Below are 26,058 nucleotides of genomic sequence, written 5' to 3'. Positions count from 1 at the left end.
GGGGCACCGGGTGTGCGCGACACCCGATGCCCCCGAGGATACGAACCGGAGTCAGGAGCGTGACGTGACCGGGCTACCGGCCCCGCCGCGACGCCACAGACCGGACTGCCAGCCATGCGCCAGTGCCGCCACGCCGCCGCCGAAGAAGACAGCAAAGCTGCTGACATCACCCAGCGGCGCCAGGCTGATCGGAATGCTCACCAGCCCGCCCATGATCAGCGAGCGCAGCGCAACCGGATTGACGCCGCGCTGATAGTGATAGGTGCTGCCGGGCTCGGACGAAAAGAGCGCCTCGAGATCGATCCTTTGACGGCGCACCCGGTAGAAATCCATCAGGATGATGCCGTAGAGCGGGCCGATCAGCGCGGCCAGCACGCCCACGGTGTAGTGGATCAGCTCGGGATTGTTGAACAGATTCCACGGCGTAAGAAAGATCGAGCCGACCGCCGCAATCATGCCGCCCATGCGCCAGCTGATCTTCTCGGGAGCGACGTGGGAAAAATCGAACGCCGGTGCGACGAAGTTGGCCACGATGTTGATGCCGATGGTGGCGGCCACAAAGGCAAACACGCCCAGCACGGCAGCGGTGACGCTGTCGATACGCGCCACGGTCTCGATCGGGTCGGTCAGCATCTCGCCAAAGACCTGCGGCGTACCGGACACCACCACCACGGTAATGATGGAAAACACCAGGAAGTTGACCGGCAGCCCCCAGAAGTTACCGCGCCGCACGGCCTTTTCAGTGGCGCAGTAGCGCGAGAAGTCACCGAAGTTGAGCGTCGGCCCGGCAAAGTAGCCGGCGACCAGCACCGCCGCCACCACCATCTGCCACAGCGCCTCGCCGCCACTCAGGGTTTCGCTGGACAGCGACAGGCTGATGTTGCCGGGCCCGGCGCGCCAGACGATCCAGCCGGCGAGCGCGAACATGACCGCATAGACCAGCGGCCCGGCCCAGTCGTTGAAACGCCGGATGGTGTCCATGCCGCGCCAGAACACCAGCGCCTGCAGCACCCACATCAGTGCAAAGCACAGCCAGCCCAGCGCCGACAGACCCAGAAAGCTCACCTCGGTCCAGCCCTCGAGCCCCGGAAACCAGCGCAGCAGTACCAGCAGCAGCGCGTTGGAAGCCAGCCAGGTCTGGATGCCGTACCACACCACCGCGATGATGCCGCGAATAACCGCCGGCACGTTGGCGCCCTTCGTGCCGAAGGCCATGCGACAGATCACCGGAAAGGGCACGCCGGTGCGCTGGCTGGGCCGCGCCACAGCGTTGGCAAAACACTGCACGATGAGGATGCCGACCAGCAGCGAAACCAGGACCTGCCACCCCATCAGCCCGAGGCCGAACAGACTGGCCGCCAGCACATAGCCACCAACGCTGTGAATATCGGCCATCCAGAAGGCGAAAATGTTGTAGGCACGCCAGTTCTGCCGGGCCGGCGCCAGATCCTCGTTATAGAGGTGCGGGTCGGGCGCGGCGGGCTCGGGTGCCTGGGGGCTGGTGTTGTTCATGAGCGACTCCATGAAGGATCGTTGCGCTGCCGATGGCAGCCCTGCGATGGCCGGGTGGCCGACACTGTCTGTCACGTCACGTCGTATACAATCTCCATGCCAGATTGACGCCGGTGACATTAAAAATTTGTGTTCCGGTCACAACCCCCTGTTGTGACGCCATTTTTTGGCACCCGGGGCAGACCGCCGGCTTCCCGGGATACCACGCGGCATGGCGACCATGGTCGAAACGCCGCTCTTTTGATGCACCAAAAGAGTGCTTCATGCGCCTTATGCGCACCAAAGAGAGGCTTTATCGTATACAAAATGCACCTGCCGGAAAGTTCTGATAGCGTCCTGCACCGTGGCAGGCGCGCGGCAAACCGCCGCAGAAGGCACTGGCACGAAACATGCTTGTATACAATCTCCCAGGGCAGTCATTCGACAGGACAAGCATGACAGGAGCCTCATGAACGACACTCGTCAGTTTCACCTGTTGGCCGGCATCATGACCGGACGTGACACGCGCAGCGACGACGCGATCTATCAGGCGCTGTGGGAGGCCATCGTGGAGCATCGCCTCTCACCGGGCGCGCGGCTGCCGGAGGATGCGCTGGCCGGTGCCTTTGGCGTCAGCCGTACCATGATCCGCCGTGTGCTGCAGCGTCTGGCGCTGGAGCAGCTGGTCACGCTGCGCAGCCATCGCGGCGCCCGGATCACCAGCCCCACGCCCGACGAGGCGCGCGATGTCTTCCGGGCACGGCGCCTGCTCGAGGGCGCGCTGCTGGCCGAGGTCATGACGCACCTCACGCCGACAGACCTCGAGGCCCTGACACAGCTTGCCGAGCAGGAGCGCCACGCCAGCCGTGAAGCGGCGATCCGCCTGTCGGCGCGGTTTCATGCCCGACTGATGGCGATTGCCGGCAACGCCTCGCTGTCGGATGCGCTCTCCCAGCTGATGTCGCGCACCTCCCTGATCATCGCCGTCTACGGGCGCGGCCGGGCCGGCTGCCCCGGCGAACACCAGGGCCTGATCGAGCTGCTGGCGGCGGGCGAACTCGCCCCCGCCCAGGCGTGGATGCACCAGCATCTCAGCGATATCGAGGCCAGCCTTGATTTCACCGCCAGCGGCGACGCCCTGCCCGACTTCGAACACCTTTTTGGCCACCACCGCGAGCCGAGTGCCTCATGACCTCTCGATCCCCGACCATCTGCGTCATCAATCCCAACACCAGCACCGCCATGAGCGAGGGCATTGCCACCAGTGCTCGCCGCGTGTCGCGCGGCGATATCCTGATGCTGACCTCGCGCCACGGGCCGGCCAGTCTCGAGGGCCACTTTGACGAGGCCATCGCCGTGCCCGGCATGCTCGAGCACATCGTCGAGACCGAAAACGGCGACACGCCCGTCGATGGCTACCTGATCGCCTGCTTCGGCGACCCGGGCCTGGCCGCCGCCCGCGAGGTGGCTTCCGTACCCGTCATGGGCGTGGCCGAAGCCGGCATGCAGATGGCCACCATGGTGGCGCGGCGTTTTTCGATCGTGACCACGCTGGCGCGCACCCTGCCGATCGCCGAGCGGCTTTTGCATGAGTACGGCAAGCGCGAGCAGTGCGCCGGCCTGAACGCCTGCGAGCTGCCGGTGGCGGCGTTTGAATCCGAGGATGACAGCGTGTACGACACGCTGCTGGCCGCCTGCCGGGACGCGCTCGAGGCGGATGACAGCGACGCCATTCTGCTGGGCTGCGCCGGCATGAGCGAGCTGGCCGAGCGGCTGGGCGAGACGCTCGGCGTACCGATCATCGACGGCGTCACCGCCGGTGTGGCCCTGCTGGAAGCGGCCAGCGCCACCGGCTATCCGGTCTCCAAAAAGGGCGACCGCGCCGCCCCCATTGCCAAGCCCATTCACGGCGCCTTTGAACATCTCGGCCGGAGCACCTCATGAGACACAATCTTTATCTCGATCACTATCCCCGCGATCTGCGCGGCTACGGCGCCAATCCGCCGGACCCGAAATGGCCGGGCGGTGCCCGGGTCGCGGTGCAGTTCGTGCTCAACTACGAGGAGGGCGGCGAGAACAGCGTGCTCCACGGCGATGCCCACAGCGAAACGTTTCTTTCCGACATCATCGGCGCCGCCCCCTACCCCGACCGCCACATGAGCCTGGAGTCGCTCTACGAGTACGGCTCGCGCGCCGGGGTCTGGCGCATCCTGCGCGAGTTCGAGCGCCGCAATCTGCCGCTGACGGTCTTTGGCGTGACCATGGCGATGGCGCGCTATCCGGAAGTGGTCAGCGCCTTTCAGGAGGCCGGCCACGAGATCGCCTGCCACGCGCTGCGCTGGATTCACTATCAGGACATGAGCATCGAGCAGGAGCGCACCATGATGGTGCAGGCAATTGAACTGCACCAGAAGCTGACCGGCGAGCTGCCGCCGGGCTGGTACACCGGCCGCGACAGCCCCAATACGCGGGCACTGGTGGGCGAGCACGAGCACTTTCTCTACGATTCGGACTACTACGGCGATGATCTGCCCTTCTGGACCCAGGTCGACAACGCCGAGGGCGAATCGCGCGATCACCTGGTGGTGCCCTATACGCTCGACACCAACGACATGCGCTTCGCCTCCCCGGGCGGGTTCAACTACGGCGATCCGTTCTTCAACTATCTGAAGGACGCCTTTGACGTGCTCTATGAGGAAGGCGCCGAGTCCCCCAAGATGCTTTCGATCGGCCTGCACTGCCGTCTGATCGGCCGGCCCGGGCGCTTCCGGGCCCTGCAGCGCTTTCTCGATCACATCGAGGCGCACGATCGGGTGTGGGTCACCCGCCGCGTGGACATTGCCCGCCACTGGCACACGCATCACGCCCCGGGGCAGTAACGCCCGGCAGGGGCGGCCCGCCCGGGTCGCCCCGTGTCACGTTCGCCCCGCCTGCCGGTCTGGCCGACACCACTAACGCCCGCACCGCTCGAACTGCCGACCGCCGCGCCGTCGTATCCCGCACTTGTCACGCCCCTCAGGATGCGTCAATGGTCCAAAAAGCGCCGCTGACGGCAGAAGCGCGCTACGCTTGAGTAGCAGGCAACCTTGGAAGCCGCTGCACCCGCTCCGTCACGGCAAGCAGAGGGATAACAACATGAACACGCAGAATATCTTCGTGGTAGGCCTTAACGATTTCAATCGCGCGCGATTAAGTAGGCTGAGAGGTGCCGAGCGCTATAACTTCCTCGGGGTCATCGAGCCTGCCGAGGTGTACGACACCGAAATCTTTCCCATCGAGGCGATGGTCGAGCGCGCCGGCGCCACGCTTGCTGCCTTCGACGGGCCTATCGATGCCATCGTCGGCTACATGGACTTTCCCGTCTCGACCATGCTGCCGCTGCTGTGCCAGCGCTTCGGCACCCGCACGACCAGCCTCGAGAGCCTTTTGAAGTGCGAGCACAAGTACTGGAGCCGGCTGGTGCAGCGCGAGGTCATCGGCAACTATATCCCGCGCTTTACCGCCTTCGACCCCTTCGATGACGACGCCCTGTCGGTCATCGGTCAGGCGGGGCTCTACTTCCCCTTTTTCATCAAGCCGATCAAGTCATCCGGCTCACGGCTCGGGTTTCGCATCGACAGCCCCGAAGACTTCATCGCCGCCATTGCCCAGCTGCGCGACCAGATCGGGCTGATCTCCGAACCGTTCAACTTCATTCTCGATCAGGCCGAGGTGCCCGAGGCGGTGCGCGCCGTGGACGGCGGCTTCTGCATGGCCGAAGAGATCATCGGCGGCTGGCAGTGCACGGTGGAGGGCTATGTCCATGAAGGGCAGGTCGTTCCCTACGGCATCGTCGATTCGCTGCGCTACCCCCGGGTACTCAGTTTTTTCTGCTACCACTACCCCTCGAGACTGCCCGAGCCGATTCAGGTGAAGATGCGCGAGCTGACCGTCACGGTTCTCGAGCACATCGGCTTCGATAACGCCGCCTTCAACGTCGAGTTCTTCTGGGACGAGGTGCAAAACCGGATCTGGCTGCTGGAGATCAACACCCGTATCTCCCAGTCCCACTGCGACCTCTTCGAGAAGGTCGACGGCGTCAGCCATCAGCAGGTCACGGTCGATCTGGCACTGGGCCAAAGGCCCGACATGCCTCACCGCGCGGGCGAATTTCCGGTCGCCGGCAAGTTCTTCTACCGGGTGTTCTTCACCGACGCCACGGTCAGTCGCGTGCCGGATGATCAGGAACTCACGGCGCTGGGCGAGGCGTTCCCCGGCACCGTGATCGAGCTGCAGGTCACCGCCGGCCAGCGTCTTTCCGGGCTGCCCGAACAGGACAGCTACAGCTTTGCGCTGGCCCATGTCTGGATGGGGGCCGACAGCAGCGACGCGCTGGAGGCGAACTACCGCCGGCTCGCCGAGCGGCTGACCTTCGAGTTTACCGACGTGGCCGGCTGAGGCGTCGCTTTTCAGGGAATCGCCATGCAGATCATCAACGACTTTCCCCACCGGGTGCTCGAAGAGGAGACCTGGATCGATTTGCCCGACGGCCTGCGTCTGGCAGCCCGCATCCGGCGCCCGGCCGAGGGGCCGCCGGTGCCCGCCATCCTCGAGTACCTGCCCTATCGCAAGCGCGATCTCACGGCCCAGCGCGACGCCGGCATGCATCACTACTGGGCCGGCCACGGCTACGCCGGGGTACGCGTCGATATCCGCGGTACCGGCGAGTCCGACGGCGTCCTCGAGGATGAGTATTGCCAGAGCGAGCTCGATGACGGCGTTGCCATCATCGAATGGCTGGCGCGCCAGCGCTGGTGCAACGGCAGCGTCGGCATGGTGGGCATCTCCTGGGGCGGCTTCAACGGCCTGCAGCTCGCCGCCCTGCAGCCCCCGGCCCTCAAGGCGATCATCACGATCTGTTCCACCGATGACCGCTACGCCGACGACGTGCACCACATGGGCGGCTGCCTGCTGGTCGACAACCTCTCGTGGGCCTCGACCATGTTTGACGGCAACGCCTGTCCGCCCGACCCGGCGCTGGTGGGCGAACGCTGGCGCGACATGTGGCACGAGCGGCTCACCGGCAGCGGGCTGTGGCTGGCGAAGTGGCTGCGCCACCAGCGCCGCGACGACTACTGGAAGCACGGCTCGGTATGCGAGAACTTCAGCGCCATTCGCTGCCCGGTCTACGCCATCAGCGGCTGGGCCGACGGCTACTGCAATGCCGTCTTCCGTCTGCTGGCCGGGCTCGAGGGACCGGTCAGGGGACTGATCGGTCCCTGGGCACACAAGTATCCGCACCTGGGTGTGCCGGGGCCGGCGATCGGGTTTCTGCAGGAGTCGCTGCGCTGGTGGGATCAGTGGCTCAAGGGGATCGACACCGGCATCATGGACGAACCGGCGCTGCGGGTCTGGATGCAGGATTCGGCGCCGCCGTCGACCCGCTATGACCATCGCCCGGGGCGCTGGGTATCGGAGCCCGTCTGGCCCTCCCCCCATATTGTCACGCAGCGCTTTCAGCTCACTGCCGGTCACGCCCTGATCCACGAAGAGGCGGTCGTGGCCACTACGGATGACCGCGCGCTGAGCGTGCGCTCGCCGCTGTCGGTGGGGCTTCACTCGGGCAAGTGGTGCTCCTACAACGCCCCGCCCGACCTGCCCCACGACCAGCGCGAGGAGGATGGCGGCGCGCTGGTCTTCCAGACCGCGCCACTGGGGGCAGCACTGGAGATCTGCGGCCAGCCGGTGCTGGAACTGTCGCTCTGCGCCGATCAGCCGGTGGCGATGGTGGCGGTGCGGCTGATCGATATTCATCCGGACGACAAGGCCACCCGCGTCTCCTGGGGGCTTTTGAACCTCACCCACCGCGACAGCCACGAACACCCCGAGCCGCTCGAGCCGGGGCGCACCTATCGGGTGCAGGTGGCCCTCAAGCACATCGCCCAGCAGTTTCCCGCCGGTCACGCGATACGGGTCTCGGTCTCCACCAGTTACTGGCCGCTGGCCTGGCCGGCGCCGCGCCCGGTACGGCTGACCCTCCACCCGGCCGAGTGCCATCTGCATCTGCCGGTGCGCGCACCGCGCCCGGAAGAGGAGGCCGCCCTGCCCGACTTCGGCCCGCCGCAGGCTGCCCCGGGGCTGGCCACCACCGTGCTCGACCCCGGCAGCGAGGCCTGGCGCACGATTCGCGACCTTGCCACCGACCGCAACACCCTGGAGGTGATCAACGATGAGGGGCACTACCGCCTCGACGATATCGAACTCGAGATCGCCGGCCGGGTCACCGAACGCTATCACTACACCTACGGCGACTACGACAGCGTTGAGGGCACCACGCTATGGGAGCGCGCGTTTCGCCGCAGCGACTGGCAGGTGCATACCCGTACGTACACAAGGCTGACCGCCACGGCCGAGGCGTTTCGCATCCAGGCCACGCTGGACGCCTGGGAGGGCGACACGCGGGTCTACTCGCAGAGCTGGGACGAGCGGATTCCCCGGGATCTGGTGTAGCCACGGAATCCGCCCCGGGCGCCGGCGGCCGGGCTGTCATGGCCATGGCTGTCCGGGCTAGCGGTAGTGGTCGACGACGGCTCTGCCCAGTTCGTCGCTCTCCACCCGGAAACGAAAATCGTCGCCGATGGCACCATAAACGCTGGCATCACGCGCAATATATTGGTCATTGAAGCGGGTCGACATCTGCCCGCCGACATGAGCTTCGGTGAACTGCCATACGCCGCCACTGCATTCGGGCGAGTCGACCATCTCGACAAACACCACCGGATTGGCGGCGTCATCACGCTCCAGCACGACGCTGCTCACACAGGCGCGTTCGATGCGATGGGTATCGCCTGCGGCCTCAAACACCAGGCCCTGCCCGCGCGGCTCGGGTGGATGGCCGGCACACCCGTAGAGCGCCGCCAGAGCGATCAGTATGCCAGGGCGGATGTTCATATCATGCAGACTCCCTGTTGCCGGTCCGGCACGCCGGTGCCGGCAAGTCGTGGTTCAAACCGTCGTGACGCCTGTCCGGCGCCCCGGGTCACTCTGCAAGGACACCCCGCAGGACGGCCCCCTTTCCGAACGAGCGCCCGGCGCTCAAACGCACCGTCACGTGGCCCTTGTCGTCACTTTATAAACCGATCATTCCCTGTCACGAAATACCGTCGGATACCCTGCCCTTATCGACACTGAACACTCGATTTCCGGTCTCGATAACAACAGGAGCCGCAGGCGATGACAATGGTTCAGAACAAAGGCCCGAACAGCCGGCCGCCTTGCGGCGACTCCCTTCCTGACCTGACAAACCGGACCGGTGCGCCGCAACCTTCCTGCCGGGCGGGAGGCGTGTCCCATGCCTTCGATAACGCTTGCGGCAACGACTCGTTCGCCACGACGCTCTTCTCGACCCGGACCATGTGGCTGTTGGCAGCGGGTCTTTCCTTTCTTGTCTGGGGCATGGTCGGGGTGGTCACCGGCCCCCTGCTGCCTGAAACCATCGAAGATTTTGCCCTGACCGGCACCCAGGCGGGGCTTGTCTTCTTCGTCTGGTCGGGTGCCTTCAGTGCCGGCTCGTTCATGTCGAAGCCCTTGCTGGCACACATGTCGCCGACCGTGTTGCTGATCGCCATGACGGCGGCGGCAGCGGCAATGTCGCTCGCCCTTTTCGCCAGCGACCGATTCGCGATCTATGCGGCCGCGTTTGCCCTGCTCGGCGGCGCTGGCGGCGCGACATTTACGGTTACCCATACGCTGATCGGACAGACGTTCACCCATCGCCGGGTCGCCGCGCTCGGCCTGCTGGATGTGGTGTTCAGCGCAGGCAATCTGCTTGCGCCGGTGCTGGTCGTTGCCCTTCTGGCATGGGGGATCGACTGGCAGATGCCGTTCGCGCTGCTCGCGGCGTTTTTTATGGGCCTGGCCCTCCTCTTCGCCGCGCTCGGTCGGATGGCGCCAAAGGATGCCGGCGCATCGAACCCGGCGGGCGACGGTCACCGTATCGGCAAAGCGGGCCGCGCCCGGGGGCTGGGCGCGCTCGCGGCGGCGAGCTTCTCGCTCGGCTGGCTGGAATGGGGCCACAACGTCTGGCTCGTGACCTTCGCCATCGACACCGGCCGCGCCGATCATCTGGCGCGCCTGGGTCACGCGACGTTTCTGGCCGGCATGATCACCGCCCGTCTGGGCGCTATCGCCTTGAACGATCGCATGCACACCCCATGGGCGCTGCGCACGCTGTTCGCGCTCGTGATCGGGGGCAGCCTGTCAGTGAGTCATGTCCACATGGACACGGCCTATCTCATCGGCACGTTCGCACTGGGGGCCGGCATGGGGGCGCTGTTTCCGATCTTTCTGGGCCGGGCGATGGACATCGACCCTTCGCGCAGCTCGACGTTCTCGGTCATCATGATCGTGAGCCTGTCGACAGGCGGGCAGTTCGCGTCGCTGGTCATCGGCGCGCTATCGGATGCGCTCGGCGTGACGACCGCCTTTCTTATCAACGGGGCATTCGTGATACTGCTGGTCGCCTCTTTCGAAGCATTTCGGCGGGGCAACGCGGCCTGAGTGCCCCGGGTTGCGCTGCATCGAAACGTTTTTTGCTGGCCGACAGCCGTTTATATTGACATGCTCCCCAGAGTTCAGAATGGAAGCTTGTCATGGCCTTCAGGGACGACCATCGCGTTTTCGACACCCTGCGCCTGTGGATCATCAGCGGAAGGCTCGAGAGCGGGCAGCATCTCCTGCCGGGCGAACTCGCCGAAGAACTGGCCTCCAGCACAGTGCCGGTGCGCGAGGCCCTGATTCGCCTCGCCGAACGGGGCATGGTGGATTACGCCAGGGGCAAGGGGTTCGCCGTGGCCCGAACATCCGTCAACGATCAGATCGAAATGATCCGCCTTGCGTCGCATGTCTTTGATCGCGGCATCCGGTCCGCTGCGACCCTGCCCTTTCTGCAGGACCGGATCGATCGATACACCGCCTTCGTCAACGCCCGCCTTGAAGAGCACCGGGCCGAATACGATCTCGCGGAAGCCTGCCTGGCAGAGTTCAAGCGCCTGTTCCTGTCAGAGGCGTCACGCTTTGTGCTGAACAAGGTGCTGGACGTCGGCTTCATGGCCAAGCGCATCTGGGCGGATGAGAACGGAGAACGCGTCGTTCACGCCGTCACGCACGGATCGTTGCTGATCAACGAACGGCGATTCGATGAACTCGCTGACCTGATCACCGCCGATTTCGACCATATGGTCGTCGTGCTGAAGGAGAAATGTCAGTCGTGATGGGCACCACTACCAATGAATCCATGGCGACCGTACCGGGCCCGACCAGGGCACCTGTCGTTCAGGCACTACCCCATCGCCAGCATCCACAGCGGCAGCGTGGCGGCGGCCAGCAGCGTCGAGAGGAAAATACTCGCCCCGACGGTGTGCTGCTCCTCGCCCGGGCCGGCAAAGGCCAGCACGTTGACGCCGATCGGCCCGGCGGCGGCCAGCACCAGCACGTGCAGTGCCATGGGTGACAGTCCCGGCATGACACTGCCCAGCGCCAGCACCAAAAGCGGAAGGATCAAAAGCTTGCCGGCACACACCGCCCAGATGGTGGGCGAGGTGCGCAGCTGATAGCGGGTCAGCCCCACACCGACCACGATCAGCGCACACGGCAGAGCGGCGCGTGCCAGCCAGTCCAGCACCTGCCATAGCGGCTGCGGCAGCTCGATGCCCGCCACGTTGATCACCACCCCCAGCAGCAGCCCCACCACCAGCGGATTGGCCAGCGTTTTCAGAAGGTTCAGCACACTCGGGCGCTGCTCGCGGCCCTGGCCGAGCGCGGCGTAGAGCGACTGGGTCGAAAAGAGGATCAGGCTGTGCACGGCCAGCAGCGCGAAGAGATAGACCAGCCCGTCGTGGCCGAACAGCGCCGTCACCAGCGGAATGCCGATCAACACGTTATTGGAGTAGCTTGCCGCCAGGCCGATGGCGGAGGCCTCGCCGGTACGCCGGCGAACGTAGAGATTGAAGCCGGCAAAGAGCAGCAGCGCCGGAATGAAGTAAACCACCAGCAACAGCGGTGACAGCGCATCTCCCAGCGGGGCGCGGGCGATACCGGTGAGCAGCAGACAGGGCAGGAAAAGACGAAAGGTGACCCAGGAGAGCCCGCCGGCGCTGGACGGCGTCAGCCACTGCCGCCAGCCCAGTACATAGCCGACCACGATCAGCGTGAAGATGGGCAGGATCGCGATGATGGCGGCCATGAAAACTCCTGTGGGTTGATGTTCCCATGGCGCCAGAAGGGATCGTCGCGCCCGGGCAGCCTCGCATCATAACCACCGGGGCGCCGCGTGCCTATGCGCCATGAACGCCGGCCCGGGCGATCAGGTAGCGGTCCTGACCGGGCGCGCCCAGCAGCGACACGCCCCAGGGCGCATGGCCGCCGCCGTCCCGGTCATCGCTCAGCAGCGGCATGGAGAGCTGCGGCGCGCCCCACAGCCCGGCCAGCGCCGTCATGCCCATCAGGCATTCGCGGTAGGCCTCAAGATGCTGCCCGGTCAGGCTCAAAAGTGGCGCAGCGCCCGGCGCGGTGGGCAGGGCCAGCAGCTGCGCGCCGTCATCGCTGATGGTGCGCAGCGCCTCGATAATCGCGGCGCGCGCTTTCAGTGCGGCCTGCTCATCGGCCTCGGTCAGGGTGGCGCACCACTGAAAGCGGGCCCTGATATCGTCTGCCAGGCGCGGCGGTTCGTGCGTGAGCATCGCCCCGTGAACCCGCCAGATATCGCGTCCCTGCAGCACCCGGAAGGTGTGGCCCAGATGCGCCAGCCACTGACTCGACAGCGACTGGACCAGCAGGTCCTGGCGCGCCCCGAGCGCCTTGTGAAAGCGTGACGCCTCATCGGCCAGCGCCTCGGGCACCAGCAGCGTCATGACGCTGTCGGGCGCGGCGGCGCGGGTCTCGGGCAGCAGCACATCGGCAACATCGGCCAGGGTGTCATGGTCGCGGCACATCCAGCCGACCGTATCAAACGACGGCGCCAGCGGCAGCAGACCGTCACAGCCGATCACCCCGTGGCTGGGACGCAGCCCCCACAACCCGTTGTAGCTGGACGGAATACGAATCGAGCCGCCGGTGTCGGTGCCCAGCCCGATCTCGGCCTCGCCGCGCGCCACGGCGATCGCCGAGCCGGAGCTCGAACCGCCCGGCAGGCGGTCGGGGGCCGTCGGGTTGACCGGCGTGCCGTAGTGTACGTTGGCGCCGTTGAGGCTGTAGGCGAACTCGTCGGTCTGGGTCTTGCCGACCAGAGGCGCGCCGGCGTTCAAAAGCGCCTGCACGCTCGATGCGGTGCGCCGGGCCGGCTGGCGGGCGGCGGCCCAGTCGGGATTGCCGGCGCCGGTGATCTCGCCCTCGATATCAAAGAGATCCTTGACCGCCAGCCGCTGGCCCACCAGCGGGCCGCGCCCCATGGCGAGGGTACTGTTGCCGGGGCGCCCCTTGACCCAGACGCTGCGATCCACACGCTCGATGACATCACTCATGTGCACTCCCTGGCCTGACCGGCGCTGTTGAGATATCCATGAGAGCGTCTGCAAGCCTTGTGCCAGGCCGGAACGGCCCCGCCTGCCGCGGGCCTCGGGCCGACGCGACGACCGCCTGTCAACGCCGGAATGCCTGAAGGGGTGCACAGATGGGGTGCATGCGGCACGCCGCTTGCCCTCATTGAAGGCAACCAGGCGACCCGGTCGGCACCGGGCAATCGATCAGGAGAGTTCGTCGAGGTCCGAGTAGAGCTCGCTGATGGCCTCGATGCGCGCGCGCCCCTCGCCGAGTCGCTTGTGCAGCAGGGCGTTGGCGAGCAGATTGATCAGGCTCATCACCGGGGTGTAGCTGTCAAAGGCAGAGATACTGTCCAGCGGGCACTCCAGCTGCCAGGTGGGCGACACGCCGGTGGCGGCCAGGGTCGGGTCGCCGATCACCAGCGTGTCCAGACCGCGGCCGCCGAGCTGCTCGAGCAGGTTCGAAAAGCCGTGCGCCCGGCGCCGAAAGCCCATCACGATGGCCAGCGTGCCCGGACGCACGCCGATCAGCTCCTCGCCCAGCGACTGTCCGGGCAGCGGCGCCAGCCGCACGTCCGGCCGGATCTGGATCAGCTGCTGGCGCAGATGCAGGGCGGGCGGATAGCCGTTGCGATAGCCGATCACCAGCACCTCCGGGGCGCGGTCGAGGGCGGCGATCAGCGCATCGAAGGTTTCGGCGTCGATGGCCGCCAGCATCTGGTGGAGATTGTCGCGCTCGCGCTCGAAGTGGCGCTGGAAGCGCTCCAGCCCGCTGCCCAGCGCGCTTTCATCGGTGACCAGCGGCACGCCGTGGTAGCGCAGCTCGCGGGCGTGCTGGCGCACCTCGCTGAAGCTGGCAAAGCCCAGGCGGCGAAAAAGCCGGCTGACCGTGGCCTTGGAGACCCCGGTGAGCCGGGCGATTTCAGCGGCGCTGTAGACGGCCACGTCATCGAAGTGATCGAGGATGAACCCGGCCACCTTCTGTTCGTTGGGCGTGAGCTGGTCAAACTGTTGGCGCAGTCGCTGACCCAGGTGCTGATCCATGGCGGTTCCGAAGGAAGATGGCGACATGACGCCCCGGACCACACATCGCCCGGGGCACACATCAGGGAGGCGGTGTCAGGTCACCAGCGCGGCGACGGCGCCGCTCATGGCGTTGAGCGCGTCATCCACGTCGCGGGCCTGGACCGACTCGTCCGGGTGATGACTGATGCCGCGATCGCAGCGCACGAACAGCATGCCGATATCGCAGATCGCGGCCATGGCCATGCCGTCGTGGCCGGCACCGCTGGCCAGCTGCAGGACCGGGCCGGTGTCGGTGCCGACGGCCGTCTCGATCGCCCCGGACAGCGCCTCGATGAGCCGCGGCGAGCAGGCCACCGCCGGCGCCGAGTGGGTCTCCTGCCAGTGCCAGGCCAGCCCCCGGGTCTCGCCGATGCGATCACAGGTTTCGCGAATGGCTGCCAGGGTGCGGTCGCGGGTCTCGTCGCGCTCGGCGCGAATGTCGAGCGTCATGCGCACCTCGCCGGGGATGACGTTGACCGCCCCGGGGAAGGTTTCCAGCGAGCCGACCGTGGCAACAATGTCGGCGGCGCGCGCCAGCGTCTCGATGGCGACGATCGCCTCGGCCGCCCCGGAGAGCGCGTCGCGACGCAACTCCAGCGGCGTGGTACCGGCATGTCCCGCTTCGCCGCCGATGGTGATGCTGAATCGTCGGGCGCCGGCAATGGCACTGACCACGCCCAGCGAGCGGCGCTCGGCCTCCAGCACCGGCCCCTGCTCGATGTGGGCTTCCAGATAGCCGGCGACCGTCTCCGGCGCGCGCGCGGCCTCACCGACGCGCTCGGGATCGAGGCCGAAATCGATAAAGGCCTGGCGCAGGGTCACACCGTCACGACCGGTGATCTCCCACCAGGCCGGGTCCCAGGTGCCGGCCACGGCGCGGCTGCCCAGCAGCGCGGTGCCGAACCGGGTGCCCTCTTCATCGGCAAAGGCGACCACGTCCACCGACCGGACCGGACGCTGATCGGCGGCGTTCAAGCGCGCCACCACGCCGATCGCCAGCAAAACGCCCAGCGGGCCGTCAAAGCGTCCGGCGTTGATGACGCTGTCACTGTGCGAGCCCAGCACCAGCGCCGGCAGCGACGGGTTACTGCCTTCCAGCCGCCCCCACTGGTTGCCGGCGGCGTCCTGCCAGGTCTGCATGCCGGCATCCGTCATCCACTGCGCCAGCTGCGCGTTGGCGCGGGCGTGCTCCGGCGTCAGGTAGGCGCGCGTGAGCTGGCCTTCATCGGCCGAAATGGCGGCAAGCTGGTCACAGGCCGCCACGATGGCATCACCGTTATACATGGGCACGCTCCGGGCGCTGCTGCAGGTGTTGTTGATAGTATTCGCGCGCCGCCCCGGCGCCGCTGCCGCCGGTGATGCTGACCCCGGCCTGACGCAGCACTTCTTCAAGGGCTGACAGCGTGGTCATGACGGTATCGCGACGGGCGTTGTAGCCCATGGTGCCGATGCGCCAGATGCGCCCGTGAAGCGGGCCGAAGGAGGTGCCGATCTCGATGGCGTAATCCTCCAGCAGGGTGCGGCGCAGCACCTCGCCCTCGACGCCGTCGGGAATGTAGATGCCGACCACATTGTTCATGCGATGGGCCTGATCGCCGAACAGCGCAAGCCCCATCGCCGACAGCCCCGCGGTGAGCGCGCCGCCATGCAGGGCATGACGCGCCACGGCCTGATCCATGCCTTCGTTGACCAGTAGCCGGGCGCACTCCCGCGCGCCGTAGAGCATGCTGGTGGCTTCGGTGTGGTGATTGAGACGCGCCTCGCCCCAGTAGTCGAGAATCATCGACAGATCGAAATAGTTCGACCGGATGCGGCTGCCCTGCCCGCCATCGTGACCGTTACCGGCCAGGCCGGCCTCGACGTGCGAGCGCGCGCGAATGCGCTCGACGGCGCGCGGCGACAGCGTGGTCGGCGCGCTGCCGGAGGGGCCGGCCAGGCACTTCTGCAGACCGGCGGTGACGGCATCGAGCTGCCAGGCGTCGGTGTCCAGCGCATTGCCGGCCAATGATGCGGTGGCATCGGTATAGAACAGCACATCGTGGTCACGGCAGATCCGGCCGATCGCCTCGAGCGGCTGACACATGGTGGTGGAGGTATCGCCCTGCACCATGGCGAGCACCTTCGGGCGCACGTCGCGAAGGGCGGTCTCGACCTGTTCGGGCGTGAAGACCTCGCCCCACTCGACCTCGATGATGTGCACCTCGGCGCCGGCACGCTCGGCGATTTCGCGCAGCAGATGGCCAAAGCGGCCGAACACCGGGACCAGCACTCGATCGCCCGGCTCGATCAGCGACACCAGTACCGCCTCGATGCCGGCGCGCGAGGTACCATCGATCAGCAGCGTGGCATCGTTGGTGGTGCGAAAGACGTCGCGATACAGCGCCTGGGTCTCGTTCATGCAGGCGGTCATGGCCGGGTCGTACTGGCCGATCAGCGGCGCGGACATGGCGCGCAGCACGCGCGGATCGGCGTTGATCGGCCCCGGGCCCATCAGCAGGCGGGTCGGCGGATTGAAGGACTCAAGCGACATGGCGGGCAACCTCGTTACGATCGTTTCATGACGATGCTATAGGAAACCGTGGTTGCAGCGCGACCCCTCGGTGATTGATTTTTATCATTCTCCTGATGCCCGGGTTCTCACCCAACACACTCGCCGAAAACTTTTACTAAACTTAAGCTAGTAAGATGGTCGTTTTGCAGTGCTGTCGCTGCAGCAGTAACGTAGCCTCACCTGACAGGCGCGGCCTGTCACAAGGGATAACAAGCCATAAAAAGGAACCTGCTCATGATCAAACGCCAGACCTTCGCTTCGATGCTGTCGGCCACCGTGATGACGCTGGGCGCGATGGCGCTCTCCACCGCCAGTGCCCAGGCCGGCCAGCAGCAGTTCATGACCATCGGTACCGGCGGCCAGACCGGCGTCTACTACGTGGTGGGCCAGTCGATCTGCCGCTTCGTCAACCAGGGCGACAGCGGCTATCGCTGCAACGCGCCGTCCACCGGCGCCTCGGTGGCCAACGTCAACGGCATCGACAACGGTGACCTGGACATGGGGGTCGCCCAGTCCGACGTTCAATACAACGCCTACAACGGCGAAGCCCAGTTCGAGGGCGACGCCCACGAGGACCTGCGCTCGGTCTTTGCCATTCACGGTGAGCCGGCCACCCTGGTGGCCCGCGCCGATGCCGGCATCGAGACGCTCGATGACCTGAAGGGCAAGCGCGTCAACATCGGCAACCCCGGCTCCGGCAACCGCGCCACCATGGACATGATCATGCAGGCCAAGGGCTGGAGCCGTGACGACTTCGCCCTCGCCTCCGAACTCGACAGCGCCGAACAGGCCTCGGCCCTTGCCGACAACAATATCGATGCGTTTTTGTTCGTGGCCGGCCACCCCAACGGCTCCATCCAGGAAGCGGCCACTACCACCGACGTGACACTGATCCCGATGGACGACCCGGCCATCGACACGCTGGTGGAAGACAACCCGTATTACAGCTTCTATACCGTGCCCGGCGGCATGTACAAGGGCAACCCTGACGATGTGACCGTCTTTGGTGTGGGCGCAACGCTGGTCAGCTCCTCAAAAGTCGATGCCGATACGGTCTACGCCGCGACCAAAGCCGTCTTCGACAACTTTGACCGGTTCAAGAAGCTGCATCCGGCCTTTGCCAACCTCGACGAGCAGACCATGATCAGCGAAGGGCTCTCTGCACCGCTGCATGAAGGCGCCGAGCGCTACTATCAGGAAAAGGGCTGGTCCACCGACAACTGAGCCGACAACCTCTGCTCCAGTAAGGTCATGACGCCCCCGGTTCGCCGGGGGTATTGCGTTGCTGCCCGATGAACGCCATGCGCGCTCCGGGTTCTGGAAGGAAAGCTCTCATGGCACAGTCCGATACTCACACAGACGATTCGGCCGAACGCGCCCGTCAGCTGGCGGCCAGCGCCGATACCGGCGGCCGCCAGCTCTCGGGCTGGCCATCGAGGCTGATTCTGCTGCTGGCGTTCTGCTGGTCGGCCTTTCAGCTCTGGATCGCCTCACCGCTGCCCTACATGCTGGGGTTTGGCGTCTTCGGCGCCACCGAGGCCCGCTCGATCCACCTTGCGTTCGCGCTGATACTCGCGTTTCTGTCCTACCCTGCGCTCAAGCGCTCACCGAAGGAGCGGGTGCCGCTGCCGGACTGGGCCATGGCACTGGTCGCGGCATTCGCGGCCATGTATCTCTATATTTTCTACGATCAGCTGGCGACCCGCCCCGGCAACCCGATCACCCAGGATGTCGTGGTCGGCATTGTGGGACTGGTGCTGCTGCTGGAGGGCACGCGCCGCTCGCTCGGTCCCCCGCTGATGATCGTCGCACTGGTCTTTCTGGGCTATTCGCTGGCCGGGCCGTACATGCCGGGCATGCTGGCCCACCGGGGCGTGAGCTTCGAGGCGCTGATCAATCATCAGTGGCTGACCACCCAGGGCGTCTTCGGCATTGCACTGGGCGTCTCCACCAGCTTCGTCTTTCTGTTCGTGCTCTTTAGCGCCCTGCTCGACAAGGCCGGCGCGGGAAACTATTTCATCAAGGTGGCCTTCTCGATGCTGGGTCACTATCGCGGCGGACCGGCCAAGGCCGCCGTGGTGGCCTCGGGGCTGACCGGATTGATTTCCGGCTCCTCGATTGCCAATACGGTCACCACCGGCACCTTCACGATTCCGATGATGAAAAAGGTCGGTTTCACGCCGACCAAGGCCGGCGCCGTCGAAGTCGGCTCCTCCGTCAACGGTCAGATCATGCCACCGGTGATGGGTGCGGCGGCCTTTTTGATGGTCGAATATGTCGGCATTCCCTATGTCGAGGTGATCAAGCACGCCTTTCTGCCGGCAGTGATCTCCTATATCGCCCTGCTCTATATCGTTCATCTGGAAGCAATGAAGGCGGACATGAGCGGCCTCAAAAGCGCCAATCCGCCAAAACCCTGGGTTCAGAAGATACTCGGCTTTTTGACCGGACTGATCGGCATCATGGCGCTGGCCTTCGCCGTCTATTACGGACTGGGCTGGCTCAAGCCGCTGCTCGGCAGTGCCACTCCCTGGGTGGTCGCGGCCCTGCTGGCCGTGGTCTATGTGGCGCTTTTGAAACTTGGCTCGAACTACCCCGAGCTTGAGCACGATCACCCCGACAGTGACATCAGCGAGCTGCCACGGACCCGGCCTACCGTCATGGTGGGGCTGCACTTTCTGCTGCCGGTGGTGGTGCTGGTGTGGTGTCTGATGGTCGAGCGCCTGTCGCCGGGGCTGTCCGCGTTCTGGGCCACCGTCATGATGATACTGATCATGGTCACCCAGCGCCCGATCGATGCCCTGTTTCGCGGCCGTGGCCGGCTCGGCGAGGCCGCCAGAGCCGGCGTGCACGACGTCTGGATGGGCATGGTCGACGGCGCGCGCAACATGGTCGGCATCGGTATCGCCACCGCTACCGCCGGGATCATCGTGGGCGCGGTGTCACAGACCGGTGTCGGGCTGGTACTGGCCGATCTGGTCGAGCAGCTTTCCATGGGCAGCCTGATGCTGATGCTGCTGCTTACGGCCGTTTTGAGCCTGATTCTGGGCATGGGGTTGCCGACCACGGCCAACTACATCGTGGTCTCGGCGCTGCTGGCGCCGGTGATCGTCCAGCTGGGTCAGCAGCAGGGGCTGATCGTGCCGTTGATCGCGGTGCATCTGTTCGTGTTCTATTTCGGCATCATGGCCGATGTCACCCCGCCGGTGGGCCTGGCCTCCTTTGCCGCGGCGGCGATTTCGGGCGCCGATCCGATTCGCACCGGTTTTCAGGCCTTCTGGTACAGCCTGCGCACCGCCGCCCTGCCGTTTCTGTTCATCTTCAACACCGACCTGCTGCTCATCGATGTCGATCTCTGGCACGGTATCGTGATCTTTGTGGTAGCGACCCTTGCCATGCTGATCTTCGCGGCCGCCACCCAGGGCTGGTTCGTGACCAGAAGCCGCTGGTATGAAACGGTGTTGCTGCTGCTGATCGCCTTTACGCTGTTCAGGCCGGGCTACTGGCAGGACATGATCGTCCCGCCCTATGAGGAAATGCCGCCGGCCCAGCTGGCTCAGGCCTATGGCGAGCTGGGTGAGGGGCAGTCGCTGCGCGTGGCCATCGAGGGGCTCGACGATTATGGCGCCGCCATGCGTCTTGTCATCGAGGTCCCCGCCGTCGAGGGCGACAGCGGCCAGGCGCGGCTGGACAATCTGGGGCTGATGCTGCGCCAGGAGGACGGCGATACGCTGGTGGACATGGTCAGCTGGGGCAGCCAGGCAAGCGAGCTGGGCTTTGACATGGACCAGACGATCACCTCGGTGGCCCTGCCCCGCGAGCGTTTTGCCAAGGAGTGGCTGTGGATACCGGCCCTTGGGGTACTGGCGCTGATTGTTTTCCTGCAGCGCCGGCGTCGAACGGATCACACCGGATCGCAGGCGGCATCGGCAGCGTCCTGAGCGCCGCGCCGCCCGGGCAGATTGTCGGGCGGCATCAACCCTTTGTGACGGCAGCATTCTGCCTGAAAAGATAAAAGTTAAACCGCGCTCAACTTTATAAAGGCAGGCTGTGGATTAATTGCTGCCAGGAGCGTTAAATAGGACCAGATTCATACCATTTCGAGGTGCACTCATGTCCAGTGAACGACCCAAGCGAATCGATGCGACCGATATCTACCACACCACGCGTACGGTACGGCACTGCAGTCTCGATCCCTCCATTCGCTGTCTGGCCGAGCTTCGTACCTCGCAGATCAACGGCGGCTGCGACAACTGCGAGAACCTGCGCGTCAGCGAAGCCGAGTCGCTGGGCATCGATGCCGACAAGCTTCGCGAGCTCGCCCGCTGGGCCGACTCCGACCGCTTTACCGCCCGTGAACGGGCCGCGCTTGCCTGGTGTGAATCCTTTACCCATTTCCGCCCGGTCGACGCCAGCACCCGCATGATGGCCATCTCCACCTTCTCGCCGCGCGAGCTGGCGGATCTGACGCTGACCATCGAGCTGACCAGTACCATGTCGCGCGTGGCCCGTCACATGGACAACGACGCGCACGTCGGCTGATACCGCAGCTCGGCGCCCCGTGCGGCCATGATTTGACCTGGGTCACACCCCGACCATGACGATGCTCGTAGCATGGCAGGCTCACTGCCTGCTGCGAGCATCGCCATGTTGTCCCCCGCGCCCCGACCCGATCGTTTCGATGCCACGTTTTCTCCGGACGCTGCTCTGCTCGAGCGTCATGACGGTGCCGGTCCACGCTATACCTCCTACCCGCCCGCCACGGCCTTTACCGATCATTTTGGCCCTGAACAGCTGACCCAGGCGCTGTCGCGCAGCAATGCCACCGCACGGGCGCTGTCGCTCTACGTGCATATCCCCTTTTGCCGGCGCATCTGCTTTTACTGCGGCTGCAACCGTATTGCCACTCGCCGTACGGCCGTGGCCGAACCCTATCTGGACCGACTGACCCGCGAGATGGCCCTGATGGCCGAGCATCTCGACGGCGACCGCGTGGTCGAGCAGCTGCACTGGGGCGGCGGCACGCCGACCTTTCTCGATCTGGACCAGATGAGCCGGCTGATGGATCAGCTGGGGGCGCATTTCAGTCTCTCCGGCGCGCGGGAGCGCGACTTTGCCATCGAGATCGACCCCCGCGAGGCCAACATCTATACCCTGCGCCATCTGCAGTCGCTGGGCTTCAACCGGCTGAGTCTGGGCGTTCAGGATCTGGACGCGCGGGTGCAAAAGGCGATCAACCGCGTCCAGCCCCGCGAGCTGAGTGAAAACCTGATCGATGAGGCCCACCGGCTGGGCTTTCGCTCGCTGAACCTGGATCTGATCTACGGTCTGCCGCATCAGAGCGAGGCGAGCTTTGCCGACACCCTGGATCAGGTGATCGACATGGCGCCGGCCCGGCTGTCCGTTTTCAACTATGCCCATCTGCCCGAGCGTTTTCTGCCCCAGCGGCGCATCAACCGTGCCGATCTGCCGGACACGGCCACCCGCCTGGCCATCCAGTGCATGACGGTGGAGAAACTGACGCAGGCGGGCTATGTGCATATCGGCATGGATCACTTTGCCAGACCCGATGACAGCCTGGCCGTGGCGCAGCGCGAGGGAGAACTGCAGCGCAACTTTCAGGGCTATACCACCCACGCCCACTGTGATCTGGTGGGGCTGGGAGTGTCGGCCATCAGCCAGGTCGATGACGTCTATGCCCAGAACACGGCGCAGCTCGAGGGCTGGCAGAACGCCATCGATCGCGGCCGGCCGGCCACCTGTCGCGGCGTACGTCTAAGCGGTGATGATCGCCTGCGCCGCTACGTGATTCATCGCCTGATGTGCGATATGCGGCTGGATTTCGATGCCATCGAAACCGCCTTCGGCATCGATACGTCATACTATTTTGCCGACGTATTCGAAAGGCTTGCCACCTTTCGACGAGACGGCCTCATCGAATATGATAAGCATGCGCTGATGGTGACGCCCATGGGACGACTGCTGATCCGTCAGCTGGCCATGACCTTTGATGCGCATCTGCCGGCCGAATGCCGCCAGCGGTTCTCGCGGATTCTCTAGGCGTACGTTCAGGGCAGGGACCGGCCGGGCAGGGTCCCGGCGCCGGCAACAGGCGGCCACGGCCCCTTTCGGGAGCCTGCCACCTCACACCATGCACAGGAGCCTGTCAGGCCAATGAACACCTCTCATCTTCACCGGACGCGCTGCCAGACCTGCTCTTTGAGTTCGCTGTGTCTGCCGCTGTCCCTGTCACTTGATGATGTTGAGCAGTTCGACACGATCGTGCGCCGACGCTCCCCGCTGACCCGCGGCGAGACCCTTTACATGCAGGGCGAGACGTTTGAAAACGTCTATGCGGTGCGCAGCGGCAGCCTCAAGCAGACCATCATCGAGGCCGACGGCGAGGAGCAGATCACCAGCTTCTACCTGCCCGGCGAGCTGGTCGGCCTGGACAGCATCGACAGCGATACCCATCCGGGCTTTCTCACCGCCCTCGAGCGCACGACGGTGTGTGAAATTCCCTTCAAGCGGCTGGAAAGCCTCTCGGAGCAGCTGCCGGAGCTGCGCCATCAGCTCTATCGCTGCATGAGCCGCGAAATCGTCGATGACCGCCGCCTGATGCGCCTTCTCTCCAGCAAGACCGCCGATGAGCGCCTGGCGAGCTTCTTTCGCAACCTCTCGGTGCGCCTTGACCGCTGCGGCCACAACGCGGTGCGCTTTCGCCTGCCGATGTCGCGCAGCGATATCGGTACCTATCTGGGGCTGGCGATCGAGACCATCAGCCGCGTGCTGGGCCGGTTCCAGCAGCAGGGGCTGCTCAATATCCAGGGGCGCCACGTCGAGATTCTGGACATGGCCGCGCTGGGCGAGCGCGCCGGCATCGTCGCGCCCTGCTGCGGCGAGCGCCAGCACGCCTGATCGTTTGATCGCAGGCTGCCAGCAAAAACGCCCCGACAGGATCGGGGCGTTTTTGATTTGACCTGTCGCCGAGGTCAGCGGGCCTCGGCGACCGCCGCGGGCGCACTGTCGACCTGCTCTTCCCGCAGCATTTCCAGAATCACCTCGCGCAGGATGGGCAGATGCGAGCCTTCCAGGTCGCGCACGGCACTGACCAGCGTCAGCCGGCGCTGACGTGCCTGCGCCAGCAGCGGCTCGAGATCGCCCGGGTTGAGCTCCAGACGATAGCGGCGCTCAAAGGTTTCGCGATCGATTCGCCCGCTTTCCCATGCATGACGCAGACGGCGGGACGGCGCCACGGCGCGATACCATCGCTCGACCGACAGCTCTTCCTCACGCTTGCCGCGCGGCCATACCTGATCCACCAGCCAGCGTGCCCCGTCTTCCCGGGCCGAGTGCTGATAGACGCGTTTGAGGCGAACATCACCAATAAGCATATTACCCCCTGCCTTCATGTTCCCGGCGCTGAATGCCCTTCTTCTTTTGAGGTGTCAGCCCGGCAAGAATACACCGGGTGCCAGGTCGTTTCACGTATCAGGGGCGGCTCGGCACAGTCGCCTGCGATCACGCAGCGTCATGCCCGGCGGCCACGCGGATGACAGCCGGGCCGACGCGGTGCATGGCGTTACTCGTGCCCTGAAGGGTCGTCATGCCATGCCAGAATGGCCGCGAGCACGTCATCGGGATACTCCTCGTGCACCGACAGCCGCCCATGGGGCAGCGACATCATCGTGACCCGGGGTAGCGCGCCCATCGCACGCATCTCGGCACGCGAGCGCGGCGGCATGTGCTCGCTCATGAGCAACAGCGTGCGAGCACTGGCGCCCTTGAGCGCGGCCACGCACGCCTCGCGGCTATTGAAGGGGTCGACGCCGCCGGTCACGAACCGGATCGCGCCGTGGCGGGCGCCGGGCGTGCGAGCGACCCGGCGCTTGGCGGCCAGACGCTCTCCCGACAGCCAGTCGGGCGTTTCATAGACGTGCTCCCCGGCCATGCGTCGCAGAAACCAGTTGCTGACGTTGAGCCGATAGATCCCGGCGCCGATGACCGGGCGATCGAACCAGGCACGCAGATGGCCGAACCACGGCCGATGCTCGCCGGCCATGGTCGGCAGCGGCCCGCGCCAGGTGGGGGCGATCAGCACCAGTCGGTCGGCGGCATCGGGGTTCTGCTCCAGATGGCGAATGACCATGCCCGCCCCGTGGCCGGCGGCAATGATCATCTCGGGCAGAAAGACAACCTCATCGAGCAGGTAGTCGATGAAGGCGGTGAGCATGCGCGGCTCGGCCTCCATGAAAGGCCGCGGGCGGTCGCCGAACCCCGGCCAGTCCACCGACACCGTGGTAAAGCGCTCGGCCAGTCCCGCCTGCAGCGCATCCATCTCGTGACGCGTCGAGATGCTCGACAGCGCCGGCAGCAGCAGCACCTCCGGCCCCTGGCCACGCCGGGTGATGCCCACTTCGATGGTCATGCCGCCCCACGTCCAGTGGAGCGTCTCCTCTGTCACCTCAGTATCCATGTCACTGCCTCCATTACCTGAACACGTTGCGCCACTGTGGTCCATCATGACACAGGATCATCGACACCGATGCCGACATGGCGGCGGCCGGAATGTCATCAAAGTGTCATCGCCCCGACACAAACTGGAGCGCCATGATCCATGACCCAATCCGTGAGCCATCAACAGGAACGCTGATATGCAGATGCTGGCGCTTTACAGTATCAAGGGAGGCGTGGGCAAGACGGCCTCGGCCATCAACCTGGCCGCCCAGGCCAGCCTGACCGGTCAACGGGTGCTGATCTGGGATCTGGACCCGCAGGCGGCCACCACCTTCTATCTGCGCAACAAGCCCAAAATCCGCGGCGGCGGCGTCGAGAAGCTGGTCAAGGGCAAGGCAACGCTGGACAAGACTATTCGGGAGACCGACATGGCGCATCTGGATCTGCTGCCGGCCGGTCTGGAATCCCGCGAGATGGACCTGCTGCTGGAAGGGCGCAAGGGCAGCCGCCTGCGCAAGGTGCTCAAGCCGGTCAGCGATGACTATGACCTGATTATTCTGGACTGCCCGCCCGGGCTGACCACGCTGTCGGAGCAGATCTTTTCCAGCGTGGACGCTCTGCTGGTCCCGGTGGTGCCCACGACGCTGTCGATGAGAACCCTGACCCAGCTGCAGCAGTATCTGGACGGCGAGAACATCACCACGCCGCTGTGGCCCTTTCTCACCCTGGTGGATCGCCGTCGCAAGCTGCATCAGGAGAGCATGGCCGGCTTTCGGGAGCAGTGGTCGACGCACCTGTCGGCCAACATTCCCTACGCCAGTGCGGTCGAGCAGATGGGCACCCATCAGGCGCCGCTGGTGCAGTTTGCGCCGCGCACGGCCGCCGCCATCGCCTATCGCAACCTGTGGGAGGAGATCTCGAAGCGCCTGTAGCGGGGAAGGCTGTCGGCGGCATCACAGCGCCGGCGCGACAGGCCGG

22 protein-coding genes are annotated in these 26,058 nt (G+C 65.5%); 13 read left to right on the top strand and 9 right to left on the bottom strand.

Annotated features, from left to right (window positions below):
- Positions 1-51: 51 nt before the first annotated feature.
- Entirely contained in the window at positions 52-1,512 is a 1,461-nt protein-coding gene (locus tag M1D97_RS01935; RefSeq protein WP_456269061.1) for an NCS1 family nucleobase:cation symporter-1, read from the bottom strand.
- Between the two features lie 448 nt (positions 1,513-1,960).
- Here M1D97_RS01935 and M1D97_RS01930 point away from each other — a divergent pair, with 448 nt between their 5' ends.
- From M1D97_RS01930 to M1D97_RS01910, 5 genes are all read left to right on the top strand, one after another.
- Positions 1,961-2,683 (top strand): GntR family transcriptional regulator, encoded by a 723-nt coding sequence (locus M1D97_RS01930; RefSeq protein ID WP_456269060.1) that lies wholly within the window; start codon positions 1,961-1,963, stop codon positions 2,681-2,683.
- On the top strand, positions 2,680-3,435 hold the full coding sequence (locus tag M1D97_RS01925) for an aspartate/glutamate racemase family protein (protein WP_456269059.1): 756 nt from the start codon (positions 2,680-2,682) through the stop codon (positions 3,433-3,435). The genes M1D97_RS01930 and M1D97_RS01925 overlap by 4 nt, the downstream gene beginning before the upstream one ends.
- The gene (gene puuE, locus M1D97_RS01920; protein ID WP_456269058.1) at positions 3,432-4,370 is read left to right on the top strand and encodes an allantoinase PuuE; all 939 of its coding nucleotides are present in this window, start codon (positions 3,432-3,434) and stop codon (positions 4,368-4,370) included. The genes M1D97_RS01925 and puuE overlap by 4 nt, the downstream gene beginning before the upstream one ends.
- 256 nt (positions 4,371-4,626) lie before the next feature.
- Entirely contained in the window at positions 4,627-5,928 is a 1,302-nt protein-coding gene (locus M1D97_RS01915; protein WP_456269057.1) for an ATP-grasp domain-containing protein, read from the top strand.
- A 24-nt stretch (positions 5,929-5,952) separates the two neighbouring features.
- Positions 5,953-7,980: a CocE/NonD family hydrolase gene (locus tag M1D97_RS01910; RefSeq protein WP_456269056.1), complete on the top strand. Its 2,028-nt coding sequence runs from the start codon at positions 5,953-5,955 to the stop codon at positions 7,978-7,980.
- A 57-nt stretch (positions 7,981-8,037) separates the two neighbouring features.
- Here the strand turns inward: M1D97_RS01910 and M1D97_RS01905 are convergent, their stop codons facing one another.
- Complete coding sequence (locus M1D97_RS01905; protein ID WP_456269055.1) at positions 8,038-8,421, bottom strand: hypothetical protein; 384 nt, start codon at positions 8,419-8,421, stop codon at positions 8,038-8,040.
- Between the two features lie 282 nt (positions 8,422-8,703).
- On the opposite strand from M1D97_RS01905, the gene M1D97_RS01900 reads away from it, so the two are divergent.
- Positions 8,704-10,029 carry an MFS transporter gene (locus tag M1D97_RS01900; RefSeq protein ID WP_456269054.1) on the top strand — a complete coding sequence of 442 codons (1,326 nt, stop codon included), beginning with the start codon at positions 8,704-8,706 and terminating at the stop codon, positions 10,027-10,029.
- Between the two features lie 92 nt (positions 10,030-10,121).
- Entirely contained in the window at positions 10,122-10,742 is a 621-nt protein-coding gene (locus M1D97_RS01895; protein ID WP_456269053.1) for a GntR family transcriptional regulator, read from the top strand.
- Between the two features lie 68 nt (positions 10,743-10,810).
- On the opposite strand, the gene M1D97_RS01890 is transcribed toward M1D97_RS01895, so the two are convergent.
- From M1D97_RS01890 to M1D97_RS01870, 5 genes are all read right to left on the bottom strand, one after another.
- A complete protein-coding gene (locus M1D97_RS01890) occupies positions 10,811-11,713 on the bottom strand; it encodes an AEC family transporter (RefSeq protein WP_456269052.1) in 903 nt (300 codons plus the stop codon).
- A 91-nt stretch (positions 11,714-11,804) separates the two neighbouring features.
- Positions 11,805-12,989: an amidase gene (locus M1D97_RS01885; protein ID WP_456269051.1), complete on the bottom strand. Its 1,185-nt coding sequence runs from the start codon at positions 12,987-12,989 to the stop codon at positions 11,805-11,807.
- A gap of 222 nt (positions 12,990-13,211) precedes the next feature.
- Positions 13,212-14,078, bottom strand: a complete 867-nt coding sequence (locus M1D97_RS01880) for a MurR/RpiR family transcriptional regulator (RefSeq protein WP_456269050.1) — start codon at positions 14,076-14,078, stop codon at positions 13,212-13,214.
- A 48-nt stretch (positions 14,079-14,126) separates the two neighbouring features.
- Positions 14,127-15,356 (bottom strand): allantoate amidohydrolase, encoded by a 1,230-nt coding sequence (locus tag M1D97_RS01875; RefSeq protein ID WP_456269049.1) that lies wholly within the window; start codon positions 15,354-15,356, stop codon positions 14,127-14,129.
- The gene (locus tag M1D97_RS01870) at positions 15,349-16,602 is read right to left on the bottom strand and encodes a pyridoxal-phosphate-dependent aminotransferase family protein (RefSeq protein ID WP_456269048.1); all 1,254 of its coding nucleotides are present in this window, start codon (positions 16,600-16,602) and stop codon (positions 15,349-15,351) included. The genes M1D97_RS01875 and M1D97_RS01870 overlap by 8 nt, the downstream gene beginning before the upstream one ends.
- Before the next feature lie 258 nt (positions 16,603-16,860).
- Here M1D97_RS01870 and M1D97_RS01865 point away from each other — a divergent pair, with 258 nt between their 5' ends.
- From M1D97_RS01865 to fnr, 5 genes are all read left to right on the top strand, one after another.
- Positions 16,861-17,847: a TAXI family TRAP transporter solute-binding subunit gene (locus M1D97_RS01865; RefSeq protein WP_456270162.1), complete on the top strand. Its 987-nt coding sequence runs from the start codon at positions 16,861-16,863 to the stop codon at positions 17,845-17,847.
- A 110-nt stretch (positions 17,848-17,957) separates the two neighbouring features.
- Complete coding sequence (locus tag M1D97_RS01860; RefSeq protein ID WP_456269047.1) at positions 17,958-20,564, top strand: TRAP transporter permease; 2,607 nt, start codon at positions 17,958-17,960, stop codon at positions 20,562-20,564.
- Positions 20,565-20,736: 172 nt separating this feature from the next.
- Positions 20,737-21,165, top strand: a complete 429-nt coding sequence (locus M1D97_RS01855; protein ID WP_456269046.1) for a carboxymuconolactone decarboxylase family protein — start codon at positions 20,737-20,739, stop codon at positions 21,163-21,165.
- A 105-nt stretch (positions 21,166-21,270) separates the two neighbouring features.
- Positions 21,271-22,683 carry an oxygen-independent coproporphyrinogen III oxidase gene (gene hemN / locus M1D97_RS01850; RefSeq protein ID WP_456270161.1) on the top strand — a complete coding sequence of 471 codons (1,413 nt, stop codon included), beginning with the start codon at positions 21,271-21,273 and terminating at the stop codon, positions 22,681-22,683.
- Positions 22,684-22,797: 114 nt separating this feature from the next.
- Positions 22,798-23,541: a fumarate/nitrate reduction transcriptional regulator Fnr gene (gene fnr, locus M1D97_RS01845; protein ID WP_456269045.1), complete on the top strand. Its 744-nt coding sequence runs from the start codon at positions 22,798-22,800 to the stop codon at positions 23,539-23,541.
- Positions 23,542-23,615: 74 nt separating this feature from the next.
- On the opposite strand, the gene M1D97_RS01840 is transcribed toward fnr, so the two are convergent.
- Entirely contained in the window at positions 23,616-24,017 is a 402-nt protein-coding gene (locus M1D97_RS01840; RefSeq protein ID WP_456269044.1) for a DUF488 domain-containing protein, read from the bottom strand.
- A gap of 188 nt (positions 24,018-24,205) precedes the next feature.
- Complete coding sequence (locus M1D97_RS01835; protein ID WP_456269043.1) at positions 24,206-25,099, bottom strand: alpha/beta fold hydrolase; 894 nt, start codon at positions 25,097-25,099, stop codon at positions 24,206-24,208.
- 178 nt (positions 25,100-25,277) lie between these two features.
- On the opposite strand from M1D97_RS01835, the gene M1D97_RS01830 reads away from it, so the two are divergent.
- Positions 25,278-26,012, top strand: coding sequence for a ParA family protein (locus M1D97_RS01830; RefSeq protein WP_456269042.1), 735 nt, complete (start codon positions 25,278-25,280; stop codon positions 26,010-26,012).
- Positions 26,013-26,058: the final 46 nt, after the last annotated feature.

Source organism: Kushneria sp. AK178 (assembly GCF_053903105.1).
This window is presented reverse-complemented; position numbering and strand designations above follow the sequence as displayed.